We start from the raw sequence: 18,320 nt of genomic DNA on the forward strand, positions 1-18,320 counted from the left end.
CTGGTTCGACCGTCGGCCCCCCGGGTCCCGCCCATGCGGCGGCGCGGTGGCGTTACGCCGGTGCCGGGACGAAGGGATGGAACTCGTCGGCGCCGGCCTGCACTACGCCGTAACTGCTCTCGGGGACCTCGTTCCAGGCGCCGGGCAGATCACCGAGGGGTTCGGACACGATGAGGCGGGTCTCGTCCGACACCTCCCGCAGGAACGCCACGTCGGGATGCAGCCGGCGCAGGGCGTCCACGCGGGTGCTGTGGAACAGCGACCGGGAAGAGCCCTGGCTCGAGTAGCGGAACGCCCACACGCGTTCGCCGTCGGTCACCGCGACCGTCATCTGGAGCGGGAACTCCACACCGTGCTCGCGGCCGCTGCGCTCCACCACTCCCGCCATCCGCGCCACGGCACCCGGCGGATCCCGGTCCAGACCGAACGTGAGCGCCAGGTAGAACATGACCTCCGAGTCGGTCGTCCCTTCGATGTCGGAGTACAGCCCGGGGTCGACGAGCAGTGACAGGTCGCGGCGCATGAGGTGGAAACCCGAGATGGCGCCGTTGTGCATCCACATCCAGCGGCCGTGCCGGAAGGGGTGGCAGTTCGTCTGCTGCACCGCCGTGCCGGTGGACGCCCGTATGTGGGCGAAGAACAACGGTGAGCGGACGTGATCCGCGATCTCCCTCAGGTTGCGGTTGTTCCAGGCGGGGCCGATCTCCCGGAGCAGGGCGGGAGTGCCGGCGCCGTCCTCCTCCGGGTACCAGCCGACGCCGAAGCCGTCGCCGTTCGTCGTCTCCACACCCAGCCGGGAGTGGAGGCTCTGGTCGATCAGCGAGTGAGCCGGCTTGTAGAGGATGGTGTCGAGAAGCAGGGGTGTTCCCGAGTAAGCGAGCCAACGGCACATGAGCGGTCACCTGTGCTTGGTCTGCGAGAGCCCGGGTGCCTGCGGGCCCCGGTTGCGGTCGCGGTGCGATGTTCCCAGCGTGCGCCGCGACCGCGCCCGGTGCACTCGGAGGCAGGAACGCCTCGAGGTGCGCGGCGCTCCCGGTGCGGCGAGATTGGTAGGCGTCCGCCAGTTCCGCCGGATCGGAGATCGCCGTGAAAGACCTCAAATTCGAGCAGAAGCGTTCCCTGTCGCGTATCGAGGCGGCCGACCAGCTCACGGCACTCGCCGCCGCGCTGAGGGAGGGCGGCGACGCCGAGATGGAACTCGGCCCGAGCACTCTGAGCCTGCGGATCCCCGACGACCTGCACAGCGAGATCGAGGTGGAGATCGGCGGCGGTGAGATCGAGCTGGAGATCGAGCTCAGGTGGCCGACCGCGTCGGCCAGGAGAGCCGCGTCACGGGCGGACTCGGCTCCGGAGGAGCCCGCGAAGCGCAAGAGCGCACCCGCCAGGGCCGACCGGAGCGGCACGGGCGCCGGCAGGAAGAGCGCGAAGCGGTCCGCCGCGCGGACACCCTGACCGCGCCACAGGACCGAGCCATTGGCGTGCCGAATCGAACCTTTTCCTACCTTGTGGAACACGGCATCGAGAATGTGATGCTTCATCGTGTTACGTGTAATTCGCGCCATCGCTCCGGAGCGCGCAGGGGGTGCGGCGGGGGCGCGTGCGGAGCTGGAAATCGCTTCCACGGTGACCTGCGGCGGTGGGTGCAGGTCGCAACGATCCGATGCCCGCGCCCGGCCGGATCTGTTGAATGTTGCATCTGACGGTCACGGAAATGTCCGCATACGGCAACACCAACCGGGACACCTGCCTGACGTCACGGCGCATGACCAAGCTGTGGGTCCTCGGCACTCGCCGGGAACGCACATCGTCCTCGCCGGCCGGTCAGGCCCGGCCGGCGGGGCTCGCACAGTTGGGGGACGTTCATGTCTTCTCGCTCCAGCCGCCGTATCGCCGCCGCGGTCCTCGCAGCCGGCGCCGCACTCGGCGCGACGGCCCTCCCCGCCTCCGCGGACGGCGGCCATCAGCGTGACCGCGTGGTCATCAGTGACGTCCAGTACGACTCGCCCGGCCATGACAACAACTCCAACCGCTCCCTGAACAGGGAGTGGATCGACCTCACCAACACCGGCCGGCGCGACGTCAACCTCGACGGCTGGACCCTGCGGTCCCGGGACGGCGACACCTACACCTTCCGCCACTTCCGGCTCGAAGGACGCGCCACCGTCCGCGTCCACACCGGATCCGGCCACGACAACCGCCACGACGTCTTCCAGGACCGCCGCACCTACGTGTGGGACAACTACTCCGACACCGCCACCCTGCGCGACGACCGCGGTCGCCGCGTCGACGACGAGTCCTGGGGCCGTCACGGCGGCGGCGGCCACCACGAGGGCGGCTGGCACCACGGCCACGACGGCGGAGGCCGCGACGGCGGCTGGCACCACGGCCGCGACGGTGACGGCCGGGACGGCGGTGGCCGCGAGGGCGGCTGGCACCACGGCCGCGACGGCGGTGGCCGCGACGGTGGCGGCCACGACCGTCACTGACCCCGGCCGGCGCGGCCCGCTCGAGGCCCCGCAGGACGTCTGACCGGCAGCGGTGTCCCGGGCGGCTTCCACGGCCACCCGGGACACCGCTTCGGCGTGCCGGGGCCCCGCGGAGACGGCGAGGCGAAATGCCCCGGGTGTTCCGCATCCATCCGGCCTCTCGGGGCGTCTACTCCGGTATGGAACTGGAGAAGACGGCCGCCGGGCGGCCCGCCGGGCGCGAAGCGCCGCAGGGCGAGGGGTGCCTGGCCGTCGCGATCCGCATACCGGTGCGGATCGTGGTGCTCGTGCTGGTCGTGCCGGTGCGGCTCGGGTGGGACGCGCTGGTCGTCGGCGGCCGGTTCCTGCGGGACACCGTGCTGCGGCCGGCCGGACGCGCGCTGGCGTGGCTGGCGTGGGCGGTGTTCGTCCAGCCCTGGGTGTTGCTGTGGCGGTACCTCGTGGCGCCGGCGGGCAAAGGACTCGGGTGGCTCGCGTACCGCCTGCTGGTCGTGCCCGTGGTGTGGCTCTACCGGACCGTGCTGACGCCGGTCGGCCATGCGGTCGCCTGGGCCGCGCGCGGTGCCGGCGCCGGACTCGCCTGGATCTTCCGCGGTGTATGGGCGGGGCTCGCCTGGTTCTGCGGCGGTGTGTGGGCCGGGCTCACCTGGTTCTTCCGGGCTGGGCGGGCCGGGCTCACCCGGCTGTACGCACACGTCCTGACGCCTGTCGGGCACGGGCTCGCCTGGCTGGTCAGGGCGCTCGGGCGCGTCCTCGGGGCCGTCGGTCTCGGCGTGTACACCGCCCTCGCCTGGCTGGCGCGATATCTGATCGTCGTACCGGCACTGTGGCTGTACGAGTGGATCCTCGCCCCCGTCGGGCGGGGGATCGCCTGGTCCGCACGGGGGCTCGTACGGCTCGTACGGCTGATCTTCACCGGGATCGGTGCCGTCCTCCACTGGACGCTGAGGATCCTCTTCGTGCTCCCCGCGCTCGCCCTGTGGCGGTGGGTCCTCGCGCCGGCCGGCCGCGCGCTCGTGGTCGTCGGACGGGAGATAGGCGAGGCCCTCGGGCACGCCTGGCGGGTCGCCGGACACGTTTCGCTCGCCGTCGGGCGCGTCCTCGCCCGGCTCCTGCGGCTGCTCTTCGTGGAGCCGGTCAGGTGGGTGTACCGCACCGTGCTCACCCCCGCCGGGCACGTCATCCGCGACGCGGTGCTGCGCCCCGCGGCCGACGCCGCCCGAAGTGCGGGCCGCACGGCACGGCAGGCCGTCACCGCGGCCCGGGAGTCCGTCCGGCAGGCCCGCGCCGACGTCCGCAGGGCGCTCTTCGGCGCGCTCCCGGAGCGGCGGACGGTGGCCCGGCGGGAACCTGAAGCCGATGGCACACGTACTCTAGGCAGCAGAACGACCGCTCTCACGAAGGACTGAACGACACTGGGCAAGCGACAGCCCGAAGGCCCGCCGCCCGCACCCGCGGTGCAGCGCATCCGACTGCGCTACACCAAGCGCGGCCGCCTCCGGTTCACCAGCCACCGTGACTTCCAGCGCGCCTTCGAGCGTGCGTTGCGCCGTGCCGAGGTGCCGATGGCGTACTCGGCGGGGTTCACGCCACACCCGAAGGTGTCGTACGCCAATGCCGCACCCACCGGCACGGGCAGTGAGGCGGAGTACCTGGAGATCGCGCTCACCGAGGCGCGTGACCCCGACAAGCTGCGCGAGCTCCTCGACGAGTCGCTGCCCACCGGGCTCGACATCACCGAGGCCGTCGAGGCCCGCACCTCGGGTCTCGCCGACCGGCTCACCGCGTCCGTGTGGGAGCTGCGCCTGGACGGCGTGACGCCCGAGGACGCCCGGCGCGCGGTCGACGCCTTCAACGCGGCGGAGACCGTCGAGGTGCAGCGCAGGACCAAGAACGGGATGCGCACCTTCGACGCCCGCGCCGCCGTCGCCGGGCTGGAGGCCGACGGCCCCCAATCCGAGGCGTCGACCTCGCCGGACGGGGCACCCGATCCACAGGCCGATAGGCCGACGGACCAGCCCTGTGCGATACTGCGGCTGGTTGTTCGGCACGTGACGCCTGCCGTTCGACCCGACGACGTCCTGTCCGGTCTCCGCGCCGTGGCCGACCTGGCGCCGCCGGTCGCCGCAGCGGTGACCAGGCTGGCGCAGGGGCTGTTCGATGAAGAGACCGGCACGGTGACCGACCCGCTCGCGCCCGACCGCGAGGCAGCCATGGCCGCCCCGGCCGATCGCCCAGGGGTCGCCGGCACTGCCGCCGCGAAGGCGCCGGTGCCGGAAGGTTCCGCGTAAGGACGGATGTCGTAGCGCCGCCCTGGCACTCGGGAGCCACCTGGGTCGGGCAGCGCACCGACCACAAGACTTTCGCCAGGCCGTGCGCACACATGGCGTACGGAACCGGCGAGACAGGACACAGAGAGCTCCCGTGCGGCGCCCGCGCCCCGGACGGCGGCACCGCGCATCGCGCGAGCCGCGGACGTCACCGGATTCATCCGGGCCAGGCGCGGCGCCCGGGAGCCTGACGGGAGATCCACCCGCATGCTCGAGCCGACCGAACCCGCCGAGCCCTCCACGGGCTCCGCCGACAACACCAGCCCCAGCGACACGCTGCCGCCGCGACGCCGTCGCCGCGCCGCCTCGCGTCCCGCGGGGCCGCCGTCCGCCGCCTCCGAAGCGGCGGCCGAGACCACCGCGCCTGCCGTACCGGCCGCGTCGTCCGCCGAGCTCGTCACGGACGAGACCGCGACCGATGCCACGGACACGCCCGAGGTGCAAGAGAGCGCAGAGACGGCGGCCGAGGCCCCCGCCGCCGCCGAGGACGGCGCCCCGCGCCGCGCCCGGCGCCGTGCCACCCGGCGTGCGACCGCGCCCGTCGCCGCACCGACGGCCGACGTCGAGTCGGAGACCGTGGTGCCCGCCGTCGCCGTGTCCGAGACCCCCGAGCCCGCGGCCGAGTCCGCCGCCCCCGCCGGGTCCGTGACCGAGCAGGCCGACGACGACGCCGCGCCGCGCCGTTCCCGCAGGCGGGCCACCCGTCGCGCCTCCGCGCCTGCCGGCGCACCGGCCCCGGCCGAGTCCGCGGCCCCCGCGGACGTACCGGCCGACTCGGCCGCCGAGGCCGCCCCCGTCGAAGCCGCTCCCGTCGAGGAGGCGGCCCCCGCCCGCCGTACCCGGCGCCGTGCCTCGGCGCCCGCCCGTACGGTCGAGACGGTTGAGGCCGCGGACCAGGCCCCCCTCACCCCGGCGGAGGAATCCGCTCCCGCCGCTGAGCCGGTGGAGTCCCCGGAACCCGCCGAGGCGGCCGAGGACGCCGCCCCCCGTCGCTCCCGCCGCCGCGCCACCCGACGCGTCACCACGCCCGCCGGTGCGCCCGAGGGCGCCACCGCCGACGAGCCGGTGGAGGCCCCCGTGGCCGGCGAGAGCCGGCCCGAGGAGCCTGCCGCCGTGGCGGAGCCCGCCGCCGGGACCGCGCAGTTCACGCAGTCCGAGGAGGTGGCCGCGCCGCGCCGTGGTGGCCGTCGCCGCGCCACCCGCCAGGCCGCCGCCGGTTTCTCCGCGCCAGCGCCGGAGACCGACGAGGGCGACTCCACGCGACGTCCCGCGCGCCCCGCCGTGGCCGTCTTCCAGGCGCCGGTCTTCGCCGAGCCGATGTTCCAGACCCCGGAGCGGGCCGCCGCTGCCGCCGCCGAGGAGGTCGAGGAGCCGGTCCAGGAGGCCGCGGAGGAGCCCACGGAGACGGTGGAGGCCGTCGAGGAGCAGGCCGGCCCGCGCCGCCGCCGGCGCCGCCGCGGCGGTGACCAGGAGCCCGCCGCGAGCACGCAGGCCGCGCCGAAGCCCGAGCCCGAGCCCGAGGAGACCGTCGACGAGGAGGAGTCCGCCGAGGACGCCGTCGAGGGTGACGACACCGAGGACACCGGCTCCCGCCGCCGTCGCCGCCGCGGTGGCCGCCGCCGTCGCCGCGGTGAGGCCGGGGACTCCGAAACCGACTCCGGTGACGACGAGTACGCCGACGAGCAGGCCGCGCAGGACGCCGAGGACACCGCCGAGCAGACCGAGGACGACGCCGAGGACGCCGACGAGCGCGAGGAGGCGGGCGGTTCGGGCTCCAGCAGCAGCCGTCGCCGCCGCCGTCGCCGCCGTCGCGCCGGTGACTCGGGCGCCGAGGTCGAGACCGCGGACAGCGACCCCGAGCGGACGGTCGCGAAGGTCCGCGAACCGCGCGGCAAGAAGGACGAGCACCCGTCGGACGAGGTGCAGTCCATCAAGGGCTCGACCCGTCTCGAGGCCAAGAAGCAGCGCCGCCGCGAGGGCCGCGAGCAGGGCCGCCGGCGCGTCCCGATCATCACCGAGGCCGAGTTCCTGGCCCGCCGCGAGGCCGTCGAGCGCGTGATGGTCGTGCGCCAGAACGGCGACCGCACCCAGATCGGCGTCCTCGAGGACAACGTGCTCGTCGAGCACTACGTCAACAAGGAGCAGTCGACCTCGTACGTCGGCAACGTCTACCTGGGCAAGGTCCAGAACGTGCTGCCGTCGATGGAGGCCGCCTTCATCGACATCGGCAAGGGCCGCAACGCCGTCCTGTACGCCGGTGAGGTCAACTTCGAGGCGCTGGGCATGGCCAACGGCCCGCGTCGCATCGAGTCCGCGCTGAAGTCCGGCCAGTCGGTCCTCGTCCAGGTGACGAAGGACCCGATCGGTCACAAGGGCGCCCGGCTGACCAGCCAGGTGTCCCTGCCGGGCCGCTACCTGGTCTACGTGCCCGAGGGCTCGATGACCGGCATCAGCCGCAAGCTGCCCGACACCGAGCGCGCACGGCTGAAGACCATCCTCAAGAAGATCGTCCCCGAGGACGCGGGCGTCATCGTGCGCACCGCCGCCGAGGGTGCGAGCGAGGACGAGCTGCGCCGTGACGTCGAGCGGCTTCAGGGGCAGTGGGAGGACATCCAGAAGAAGGCGAAGAGCGGAAACGCTCCGACCCTGCTGTACGGCGAGCCGGACATGACCGTCCGCGTCGTGCGCGACATCTTCAACGAGGACTTCACCAAGGTCATCGTCAGCGGCGACGAGGCGTGGGAGACGATCCACGGATACGTGTCCCATGTGGCGCCCGATCTGACCGGCCGCCTGTCGAAGTGGACCTCCGAGGTCGACGTCTTCGCGACGCACCGCATCGACGAGCAGCTGATGAAGGCGCTGGACCGCAAGGTCTGGCTGCCGAGCGGCGGTTCGCTGGTGATCGACAAGACCGAGGCCATGATCGTGGTCGACGTCAACACCGGAAAGTTCACCGGGCAGGGCGGCAACCTCGAGGAGACCGTCACCAGGAACAACCTGGAGGCGGCCGAGGAGATCGTGCGTCAGCTGCGGCTGCGCGACCTCGGCGGCATCGTCGTCATCGACTTCATCGACATGGTCCTGGAGTCCAACCGGGACCTCGTGCTGCGGCGGCTGCTGGAGTGCCTGGGCCGGGACCGTACGAAGCACCAGGTGGCCGAGGTCACCTCGCTGGGCCTCGTGCAGATGACCCGCAAGCGGGTCGGCCAGGGCCTCCTGGAGTCCTTCTCGGAGACCTGCGTCCACTGCAACGGCCGCGGCGTCATCGTGCACATGGAGCAGCCGACCTCGGTCGGTGGCGGCGGCAAGCGCAAGAAGCGCGGCCGTGGCGGCGAGCACACGCACGAGTACGAGCACGAGGCCGCGGAGACGTTCGAGGCCGAGCCGGAGGCCGAGACCGAGGCCGAGGTGGCCGCGGAGGCCGCCGTGCCGGCCGCGCTGCCGGCCCCCGAGTTCCAGCCGGACGAGGAGCTGTACAGCAGCGCCGCCGAGGCCGAGGCCGCCGCGTCCAGGGGCCGTTCGCGGCGCAGGACCGGCCGGCGTGCGTCCGCTCCGGCGGGTGCGCCGCGGGGCGAGGAGCGTGCTGCCAGGTCCCGGGACGCCGCCGAGGCGGAGCCGGTGGCCGTCGAGGACCCGGTCGTCGAGGCGCCCGCGGCCCCCGTGGAGGCACCTGTGGCCGCCGAGACTCCCGCGGAGCTCGCGCCCGCCCAGGAGGCCCCGGCGCCCGAGGTGTCCGCTCCGCAGGGCCGTACGCGCCGTCGGGCCACCCGCAAGGTGTCGGCCCCCGCCGGTTCGCCCAAGGCGTCCGACGAGGCCGCGGCGGTGACGGTCGCGGTCTCCCCGCAGCCCGTCGCCGAGCCGAAGCCGGAGCCCGTGTCGGAGCCGGAGCCCGTGTCGGAGCCGGTGGCCGGGTCGCCGGCCGCCGGGCAGGCCGAGGCGCCCGCCGAGAGCGCCGCCCCGGCCCGTCCGCGCCGCCGTGCCGTCCGCAAGGCGACCGCGCCCACCGCGTCCGAGGAGGCGGCCGTCGTGGTCGTCCCGTCGGCCGCGGCGGAGACCCCCGCCGTACAGGACTCCGCGCCCGAGGCGGCCGGTGCCGAGACGCCGGCCGAGGAGCCGGCCGAGTCGGCACCGGCGAAGAAGACGGCCCGCAAGACGGCCAAGAAGGCGACCGCGAAGAAGGCCGCCACGAAGAAGACCGCGGCCAAGAAGACGGCCGCCAAGAAGACGACGGCGAAGAAGGCGGCGGCCAAGACCACCAAGACGGCCGCCAAGTCGACGTCGAAGAAGACCGCGGCGGCGGAGCGGACGGTGTCCACCGTCACGGCCTCCACCGACGAGGACTGAGCAGACCGCACGCCCCCTGCCCGGCGGTGACCACCGCCGGGCAGGGGGCGTACGTATGTGCGGACAGAGCGGGAACGGATCGGGGCGCGGGCGCCTGAGCGGGGATTTCTGTCCGCCCTGACGGGTTTTCAGGGCTTCTCCGCTCCCGCGGCCACCCCCCGCCGCTTGGAACACGAACAGCTACATGTAAAACTCAAGCAGTCACACGGATGAACTCACGGGCGGCGTTGGGGAGACGGCTTGCTCGTGTCAGGGGAGGGGATTTCATGGCGCGCGTGCGCCTGACGGGCACGGGGCGGCACCGCGCTGTGAAGCCGGTCAAGGGAGGACGCCAGGCCGTCGCGCTGGCCACGGTGCTGTCGGCCGCGGGGGTCCAGGCGGCGACGTCGGCGGGCACCGCGGAGGCGGTGGGCGGTCCGACGTGGACCGAGGGGCCGATCTTCAACGACCCGCTGGGGACCACGGATCAGCAGTACGCGATCCGTACCCGGCTGATCGAGCTGACCAACGCGGCACTGCCCGGCTCGGTCATCAAGGTTGCGGTGTACCACGTGTGGGAGGCGTCGGTCGTCAACGCCCTGGTGGCCGCGAAGGACCGCGGGGTCAACGTCCAGGTCCTGCTCGACGAGTCCAGCGTCAGCGACCGTCCGGCCAACACGTCGTACAGCACGCTGGCCGCGGGTCTCGGCACCGACCGCGCCAAGGGCTCGTACGTCAGCACGTGCCCGGCGAAGAAGTCCTGCCTCGGCGACCCGAAGTTCGGGCAGTCGATCATGCACAACAAGTTCTGGCTGTTCTCCGCGGTCCAGGGCGCCACGAACGTGGTCGTCGAGACGACGTCGAACTCGACGCCGTCCGCGCACACCCGTTTCTTCAACGACGCGCTGCTGCTGCCGAACAACCCGACGATGTACGACGCGTACTCGGACTACTTCGACACGATGGTCGCCCGTGACTGGGCGTCCTGGAACTACCGCACCGTCAGCAACGGTCTGTACAAGGCGTACTTCTTCCCGCGCGAGGGCAACACGCGGGACACCGACACCGTCTACTCGGTGCTGAACAACGTGCAGTGCTCGTACAAGGACGCCGCCGGGGTCACGCAGAAGACCAGGGTCCGGGTCGCGATCTTCAAGCTGACCAGGATGGCGATCGCCGAGAAGCTGGTCTCGCTGCAGAAGGCGGGCTGCTCGGTGAGCGTCGTGTACGCCGAGACGGACAGCGCCAAGAGCTCCGGCGGCACCAAGGGCACCTGGGAGAAGCTGCACACCACCGGCGGCCCCTCGGTGCGCTGCTACAACGACGACCGGGACCCGCTGAACCCCGGCCAGAAGCTGACCACGCCGTTCATCATCCACTCCAAGTACATCCTCATCGACGGCATGTACGACGGCGTGCAGAACAAGGTCAGCTTCACCGGCTCCGGGAACTACACCGGGCCCGCGCTCCGCGAGAACGACGAGTCGATCGTGAAGGTCGACGACGACGCCGTGCACGACATGTACCGGGCGCACTTCGACCGCGTACGGCCGGTCGCGTACCCGGGTGCCGCGGACACCACGGACCTGTGCAGGGGCGTGAAGCCGCTCCCGGACGACGGCGAGAAGCCGACGACGTGACGTGCGGCACGGTCGCGGGCCCGGCCTGGTTTGACCCTTTCGGCTGCGGCCCCGTAACCTTGACCGTCGGCGTGTCCCCTGGCGCGCCGCATCCCCGTAAACCTCTTCCTCCCGGCGTCCGCGCTTCGGGAGAGGCCGCTCGCGCAAGCCTGTGGCTGGACTGCGGGGTCCCGATCCGAGTGAGAGAGAGATCCGCGTGTACGCCATCGTGCGCAGCGGTGGTCGCCAGCACAAGGTTGCTGTCGGCGACATCGTTGAGGTTGACAAGATTTCCACCGCCAAGGTTGGCGACACGGTCGAGCTCTCGACCCTGCTCGTTGTCGACGGCGACGCCGTGACGAGTGACCCCTGGGTCCTCGACGGCATCAAGGTCCAGGCCGAGATCGTGGACCACCACAAGGGCGCGAAGATCGACATCCTTCGCTACAAGAACAAGACCGGCTACCGCCGTCGTCAGGGCCACCGCCAGCAGTACACGGCGATCAAGGTCACTGAGATCCCCGCGGCTGCGAAGTAAGGGACTGAGGAGAGATGGCACACAAGAAGGGCGCATCGTCCACCCGGAACGGTCGCGACTCCAATGCTCAGCGGCTCGGCGTGAAGCGCTTCGGCGGTCAGGTCGTCAACGCCGGTGAGATCCTGGTCCGCCAGCGTGGCACCCACTTCCACCCCGGCGCCAGCGTCGGCCGTGGCAAGGACGACACGCTGTTCGCGCTGACCGCCGGTGCGGTGGAGTTCGGCACCCACCGCGGCCGCAAGGTCGTGAACATCGTTCCGGTCGCCTGACCCAGTCCCTCTAGGGCCCAGGCTCCGCGGAACAGGTTTTTCGCGAGGCGGACCTCACTTCCCGGTCGGGAAGGCGGGTCCGCCTTTCGCGTGTTACCCAAGAGACATTCCGTACGTACAGAAGTAACCGAAGTGCTGGAGGCACCCCACCATGACCACCTTCGTGGACCGCGTCGAGCTGCATGTCGCCGCGGGTAGCGGAGGCCACGGCTGTGCCTCCGTACACCGGGAGAAGTTCAAGCCGCTCGGCGGCCCCGACGGCGGCAACGGAGGCCGTGGCGGTGACGTGATCCTGGTCGTCGACCAGTCCGTCACCACGCTGCTCGACTACCACCACAAACCGCACCGCAGCGCGACCAACGGCAAGCCCGGCGAGGGCGGCAACCGCTCCGGCAAGGACGGCCAGGACCTGATCCTGCCCGTCCCGGACGGCACGGTCGTCCTCGACAAGGCGGGCAACGTCCTCGCCGACCTGGTCGGCAACGGCACCTCCTACGTCGCCGCCCAGGGCGGCCGCGGCGGCCTCGGCAACGCGGCGCTGGCCTCGGCCCGCCGCAAGGCCCCCGGTTTCGCGCTCCTCGGCGTGCCCGGCGACTTCCAGGACATCGTCCTGGAGCTGAAGACGGTCGCGGACGTGGCGCTGGTCGGCTACCCGAGCGCGGGCAAGTCCTCGCTGATCTCCGTGCTGTCCGCCGCCAAGCCGAAGATCGCGGACTACCCGTTCACGACGCTCGTCCCGAACCTCGGCGTGGTCACGGCCGGCGAGACCGTCTACACGATCGCCGACGTGCCGGGCCTCATCCCCGGCGCCAGCCAGGGCAAGGGTCTCGGCCTCGAGTTCCTCCGCCACGTGGAGCGCTGCTCCGTCCTCGTCCACGTCCTGGACACGGCGACCCTCGAATCGGACCGCGACCCGGTCTCCGACCTCGACATCATCGAGGAGGAGCTGAAGCAGTACGGCGGTCTCGACCGGCGCCCGCGCATGGTCGTCCTGAACAAGATCGACGTACCGGACGGCAAGGACCTGGCCGAGATGGTCCGGCCCGAGCTCGAGGGCCGCGGCTACCGTGTCTTCCAGGTGTCGGCCGTCGCCCACACCGGCCTCAAGGAGCTGTCCTTCGCCCTCGCCGACGTGATCGCGAAGGCCCGCGCGGCCAAGCCGCAGGAGGAGGCCACGCGCATCGTCATCCGCCCGAAGGCGGTCGACGACGCCGGCTTCACGGTGGCGCGGGAGGAGGACGGCCTGTTCCGCGTCCGCGGCGAGAAGCCCGAGCGCTGGGTCCGGCAGACCGACTTCAGCAACGACGAGGCCGTCGGCTACCTCGCCGACCGGCTGAGCCGGCTCGGTGTCGAGGACCAGCTGATGAAGGCCGGCGCCCGCACGGGCGACGGTGTCGCCATCGGCCCCGAGGAGAACGCGGTCGTCTTCGACTGGGAGCCCACGGTCATGGCCGGCGCCGAGATGCTCGGCCGGCGAGGCGAGGACCACCGCTTCGACGCTCCCCGTCCCGCCGCCCAGCGCCGCCGCGACAAGCAGGCGGAGCGGGACGAGTCGGAGAAGGAGTACGACGACTTCGAGCCGTTCTAGCCGCTCCCGGCACCCGCGCCCGATGGTCATGGAACGCCCCGATCCGCATGGATCGGGGCGTTCCCGCATGTGAGGCCGCTCCCGGCGCGCGTCCCGGCCCGGGCCAAGTCGGCTGATTACAGGGCGCGTTCGCCGCGTGACGATCTACGATGCGGGGCGAGCCGCGCGCCCGTCCGGGCGGTGGGCGCGGACTCGTCAGCCGAGTGCCGAAGGAGCGTCATGAGCGACCGGACCGTGCGGACCGTCGAGGTGCCCGTGGGTGACGGCGGCGACGACGTCGTGCGCGTCCAGATCCGGGAGGTGGACGAGTCCCTGGTCCGGGTCGGGCGCGGGGGACGGGCCGTGGCCCGCGCCGAGCGGTCGCTCGGCGAGATGCTCGACACCGTACGCCCGGTCGCCGACAGCTTCGTCGGACGGTTCAGGGGGCTCGCGAACCCGCCCGACGAGATGACGCTGGAGTTCGGGGTGTCGCTGTCGGCCGAGGCGGACGTCGTCATCGCCAGCACCGCCACGCAGGCCAATTTCTCGGTGACGCTGACGTGGCACCGAGGTGAGGCCCTGAGCGCGGCCCCGGACAGTCCCCGGGCGAGCTGAACGGGGCGGGCGGCGTGGTGACGGGGGAGGAGTCGCGGAGTCCGGACGAGGCGCTCGCCGCCGCGGTCGTCCGGATCAAGGGGCAGGACGGCGAGGTCGGCGGCGCGGGCTTCCACGTCGCCCCGGACCTGGTGCTGACCTGCGCCCATGTGGTGTCGGACGTACTGGGCACGCGGCGGGAGGATCCGGTGGCCGTGGGGACCGCCGTCACCGTGGACCTTCCGCTGGCGGCCGGGACCGACGACGAGGGCTCCGGAGCGGCCGGGAGCGGCGACGAGGGCACAGGCGGGTTCGGGAGCGGCGACGAGGGCACAGGCGGGTTCGGAAGCGGCGACCAGGGCACAGGCGCGTCCGGACGCACGCGGGGCACCGAGGGCGCGCCGGGCACGGCTCCCGGCCGCCCGCGACCGGAGCGCAGGGCCGTCGTCGAGGCCTGGATCCCCATCCGGGCCGACCGGACGGGCGACCTGGCCCTGCTGCGGCTGCCCGAGCCGCTCCCCGGAGCCCGCCCGCTGCCCATGGCCGACCCCGGGAGCGTCTGGGAGCACGGGGCGCGCGCGGTGGGGTTCACGGACGGCGAGCCGGGCGAGAGCTGGTTCCGCGGGAAGCTCGGAGGCGCCACCGGCGAGGGCTGGATCCAGCTCTCCCGGGCCGACGGTCAGACCGCACACGTCAGGCAGGGCTTCAGCGGGACGCCGGTCTGGGACAACGAACTCGGCGCGGCCATCGGCCTGATGGTGGCGGCCCAGCCCGAGCAGGAGGCCCAGCAGGCGTTCGTCCTGCGGACCCGGACCCTGCTGGCGGAGCTGCCAGGACTCGCCTCGCTCGTGCTGCCCGACGTGCCGTTCCGGGGCCTCGCCACCTTCCGGGAATCCGACGCGGACGTCTTCTTCGGGCGGGACGACGACATCAAGGACGTGGTCCACGCCCTGGGCGGTGATCGGCCGACGGTCATCCTGTGCGGGCCGTCGGGCTCCGGGAAGTCGTCCCTGGCGCTGGCCGGTGTGGTCCCGCGGATGCGGCGGGCGGGCTGGGACGTGCTCGTGGTGAACGCTGGGCAGGTCTCGTCCCCGCTGTTCGCGCTCGCCACCGCGCTGTACGAGGACATCCGCTCCGGCCGGTACGGGCCGGCCCGGGCGGCGAGCGCCGACCAGGTCGAGTCCTGGATCGCGGGCAAGGGCCTCGCGGACGCCCTGCACCGGGTGCGCGGCGGTGCGGGCGGCAGGCTGCTCGTCGTCCTGGACCAGGCCGAGGCGCTCCTGGACCGTACGGAGGCGGAGGTCGAGGAGGCCGTCCGGCTGCTCTTCCCCGAGCGCCGGGCGGACGGCGGACCGCGGGTCCTGCTCACCCTGCGGGCCGACCTCATGGACGCGATGCTCCAGCACCCGCGTCTGGGTCCCGCGCTGGGGGCGGGGCGCATGCTGACGCTGACCCCGATGACCCGCGAACAGCTCCGCGAGGTGATCACCCGTCCCGTGCAGCAGGTTCCGGGTGTGACGTACGACCCCGGCCTCGACCAGCGCATCCTGAACGACGCGGGCGGCGAGCCGGGCATCCTGCCGCTCCTCGGCTTCGTCCTGGAGCAGTTGTGGCACGCGCGCGGTGTCGGACGGCTCCGCGCGGCGGCGTACGACGAGCTGAAAGGCGTGTCCGGCGCGCTCGGACTCCACGCCGAGAACGCCTGGCGGGAGTGCGTGACGGAGGGATCGGAGGCCGACGCGCTGCGGCTGCTCACCGGGCTGGTGCGGGTGCTGCCGGGCGGCGTGACACCACTGCGCCGCAGGCTCACCCGCGAGGAGGCGGGCGAGGCACGCTGGCGGCTCGCGCGGTCCTTCGCCGAGAGACGGCTGCTGGTTCTGCACGGCGGCAGCCAGGAGCCGGAGACCGTCGAGCTGGCCCACGAGGCACTGATCACGGCCTGGCCCGCGCTCGCCCGGCAGGTGAGGGCCGACGGCGAGTTCCTGGCGGCCCGGGCGGAGCTCGCCCACGACCGGGAACGCTGGGAACGGGGCGGCCGGACCGCCGGCCTGTTGCCCGGGTCGTCGCAACTGGGCCTTCTGGAACAGCGGCTGCGGGACCGCGAGCCGGAACTGGCGGAGGCGGACCGGGACTTCCTGGCCCGGGCCCGGCAGCGGCGGCGGGCCCGTGGCAGGAGGACCCGTGCCGCGTGGATCGCCGGGGCACTGGTGCTCGCGCTGATCGCCGGGCTCGGCACCTTCCTCGTCCAGCAGTCACGGGTCAGCGAGCGCCGGGACGCGGAGGCCCGCTCGCGCGCGCTGGCGAGCCTCGCCGGGGAACTGGACAAGCGCGATCCCACGCAGGCCGCCCTGGTGGCGATGGGGGCGTACGACCTCGCGCCGACGCAGGAGGCCCGTACCGCGATGCTGCGCGGGTACGACCGGTTCAGGCGCACCGCGTGGGCGATGAGCGGCGCCGAGGGGAAGATCGACGCCCTGGCCACCAGCGTGGACGGTCGTGTCACGCTGGCGACCACCGAGCTGGGGCGGGGGTCGCTGTTCCTCCGCTCACCCGGGGGACGCGTGCGGCGCCTGCAGTTGCAGCGGCAGGGCCTGGTCTTCTGTCCGCTGGTCAGCCGGGACGGACGGCGCATCGCCTATGTCTCCACCGAGGGCGCGCTCGTATGGCACGACGTGGATCCTGGGGCGGACCGGGCGGAGGACGTGCTGAAGGGCGGGCACGTGCTGCCGGCCGCCGAGTTCGCCTCGAAGGCCGAAACGAAGGGGCGCCAAAGCGACCAGATCCACTTCATGGACTTCTCCCCCGACGCCGACGAGGTGGTGACGGTGGCGGACCGGCGGCTGGGACTGTGGGATCTGCGGACGAAGACCCACCGGTGGGTGCCCGGCAGGCCGCCCGCGGCCGCGGCGGCCTGGTTCGGCCCGGACGCCAGGACGGTGGTGGCCCAGCGGTACACCAGCGATGGCTACGACACGAAGCACACGTTCGTGGCGGTCGACACCCGCACCGGGGAAACCCGCGAACTCGCCCGGAACGTCGAGACGTTCTCGATGGAGAGCATGATCCGTACGCTCCCGGCCATGGCCCTGTCCGGTGACGGCCGGGTACTGAGCGTCTGCCGGACCGAGAAGCACGACGGCACGAACCGCTCCGTCTACCGGACCGTCGGGGTGGCGGACGGGCGGGTGCACCACCGCTACGTGACCCAAAGCTACCGCTGCCGTGGCGCGGCCGTGGACCGTACGGGCACCCGCCTCGCCATGCAGGAGAACGGGGAAGACTGGGCCCTCGGCGACGCCCGCGGGGGCGACCGGATCCGAAGCGCGCAGGGCCCCGAGGAGGCCGACCCCACCGGCCGGCTGCTGGGAGACGCGGAGCACCCCGTCGTTGCCATGTGGGACGAGACCACGGTGGCGGGATCGTCGCTCGAGACGTCCGACGATCCACTGCACCTCATGGCCGTCCATCCGCTGCTCCTCGACGACGCCAAGACCCTGGTGGCCCACCTGGAGACGCGCGCCGACCCGCCCGGTCGGGTCGGCAACCGCCTGGCGCTCGTCGACGCGACGACCGACCGCGTGATCTCCCAGGTGAAGAGAGAACCGACGGACTTCCCGGGGGACTCGGGCCCGCCGCAGACCCTGGCTGTCAACGAACCCCAGACCCTGGTGGCCGACATGGTGGGCCCCAACAGGATCCAGATCCGGCGGATCCCCTCGCTGCGCAAGGTCGCCGAGATCACCACCCGCACGCCTCCCGTCGACAAGAACGGGCGGGCCGGCCTCTCGTTCCGCTTCCTGCGCGGCGGCGACGAGCTGGTGACCCTCTCGGGCACGCGGATCGAGCACTGGAACGCCCGGAACGGCCGGCGCCTGTCCAAGAGCATCGACGTGCTCGATCTGAAGCTCACCGAGAAGGCTCCCGCGCTGATCACGTCCGAGGCGCTTCCCCCCGACTCCGGGTTCGCGCTGGACAGCCGCCCCGAGCCGGGACACGTGCAGGTCGTGGTGCGCAACCGGCAGGACCTGCACGTCGTGGACCTGCGGACCGGCAAGGAGGACAAGGCGCTGAAGGTCACTCTCGGCAAGGACGTCGACCGCGCCTTCCTCGACCCGAGTGGCCGGTACGCGGCCGCGAAGACCAAGGGCAGCATGGTCGAGGTGTGGTCGGTCGGCGCCGGACATCGTCCCGCACGGGTGCTCGGTCCCCTCGGGCCGATCGGGGTGAACGACGCGTCCTGGGGCGACGGATTCACCCTCGGCTTCACCGGACACGGCACGGAGTTCTACATGGCGACCGGGAGCTCGGTGCGGTTCCAGCAGGCGGGCGACCCCAGCCGTTTCGAGACGTACGACTTCACCGAGGACCAGTACTTCCTCGCCGCCACCCGGGACGGCCGGACGCTGCTCCGGGTCCAGAAAGGCGTGGTGAGCCTGCTGTCGCTCGACCCCGGCCGGTGGAAACGCCATCTGTGCGAGATCCTCGGCCGCGATCTCACGGACGACGAGCGGCGCGGGCTGCCCTCGCTGCCGGCGACGGTCTGCCCCGACTGACGGCGCCGGCAGACGAGTTCGGCCGCCGTGCCACGCGA

At 72.7% G+C, this 18,320-nt stretch carries 12 protein-coding genes; 11 read left to right on the top strand and 1 reads right to left on the bottom strand.

Translation table 11 applies throughout. From position 1 onward, the window contains the following. Positions 1 to 52: 52 nt before the first annotated feature. Positions 53 to 892 (bottom strand): class II glutamine amidotransferase, encoded by an 840-nt coding sequence (locus tag AC069T_RS29565; protein ID WP_478785661.1) that lies wholly within the window; start codon positions 890 to 892, stop codon positions 53 to 55. Between the two features lie 194 nt (positions 893 to 1,086). Between AC069T_RS29565 and AC069T_RS29570 the strand changes: the two genes are divergently transcribed. The 11 genes from AC069T_RS29570 (at position 1,087) to AC069T_RS29620 (ending at position 18,282) form a co-directional block, all read left to right on the top strand. Continuing rightward, positions 1,087 to 1,452 carry an amphi-Trp domain-containing protein gene (locus AC069T_RS29570; protein ID WP_478785662.1) on the top strand — a complete coding sequence of 122 codons (366 nt, stop codon included), beginning with the start codon at positions 1,087 to 1,089 and terminating at the stop codon, positions 1,450 to 1,452. A gap of 410 nt (positions 1,453 to 1,862) precedes the next feature. Next, on the top strand, positions 1,863 to 2,486 hold the full coding sequence (locus tag AC069T_RS29575; protein WP_478785663.1) for a lamin tail domain-containing protein: 624 nt from the start codon (positions 1,863 to 1,865) through the stop codon (positions 2,484 to 2,486). 179 nt (positions 2,487 to 2,665) lie between these two features. Then, positions 2,666 to 3,895: a hypothetical protein gene (locus tag AC069T_RS29580; protein WP_478785690.1), complete on the top strand. Its 1,230-nt coding sequence runs from the start codon at positions 2,666 to 2,668 to the stop codon at positions 3,893 to 3,895. A 48-nt stretch (positions 3,896 to 3,943) separates the two neighbouring features. Further along, positions 3,944 to 4,777 carry a TIGR03936 family radical SAM-associated protein gene (locus tag AC069T_RS29585; RefSeq protein ID WP_478785664.1) on the top strand — a complete coding sequence of 278 codons (834 nt, stop codon included), beginning with the start codon at positions 3,944 to 3,946 and terminating at the stop codon, positions 4,775 to 4,777. Positions 4,778 to 5,023: 246 nt separating this feature from the next. Continuing rightward, complete coding sequence (locus AC069T_RS29590) at positions 5,024 to 9,163, top strand: Rne/Rng family ribonuclease (RefSeq protein ID WP_478785665.1); 4,140 nt, start codon at positions 5,024 to 5,026, stop codon at positions 9,161 to 9,163. A 266-nt stretch (positions 9,164 to 9,429) separates the two neighbouring features. Next, entirely contained in the window at positions 9,430 to 10,782 is a 1,353-nt protein-coding gene (locus tag AC069T_RS29595; protein WP_478785666.1) for a phospholipase D-like domain-containing protein, read from the top strand. A 196-nt stretch (positions 10,783 to 10,978) separates the two neighbouring features. Next, positions 10,979 to 11,299 (top strand): 50S ribosomal protein L21, encoded by a 321-nt coding sequence (gene rplU / locus AC069T_RS29600; RefSeq protein WP_358853713.1) that lies wholly within the window; start codon positions 10,979 to 10,981, stop codon positions 11,297 to 11,299. Between the two features lie 14 nt (positions 11,300 to 11,313). Further along, positions 11,314 to 11,568, top strand: coding sequence for a 50S ribosomal protein L27 (rpmA, locus tag AC069T_RS29605; protein WP_354782314.1), 255 nt, complete (start codon positions 11,314 to 11,316; stop codon positions 11,566 to 11,568). Between the two features lie 151 nt (positions 11,569 to 11,719). Continuing rightward, complete coding sequence (gene obgE / locus AC069T_RS29610; RefSeq protein WP_478785667.1) at positions 11,720 to 13,156, top strand: GTPase ObgE; 1,437 nt, start codon at positions 11,720 to 11,722, stop codon at positions 13,154 to 13,156. Between the two features lie 219 nt (positions 13,157 to 13,375). Further along, entirely contained in the window at positions 13,376 to 13,750 is a 375-nt protein-coding gene (locus AC069T_RS29615) for a CU044_2847 family protein (RefSeq protein WP_478785668.1), read from the top strand. 14 nt (positions 13,751 to 13,764) lie between these two features. Continuing rightward, a complete protein-coding gene (locus tag AC069T_RS29620; protein ID WP_478785669.1) occupies positions 13,765 to 18,282 on the top strand; it encodes an nSTAND1 domain-containing NTPase in 4,518 nt (1,505 codons plus the stop codon). Positions 18,283 to 18,320: the final 38 nt, after the last annotated feature.

The organism is Streptomyces sp. NPDC043867 (genome assembly GCF_056435845.1).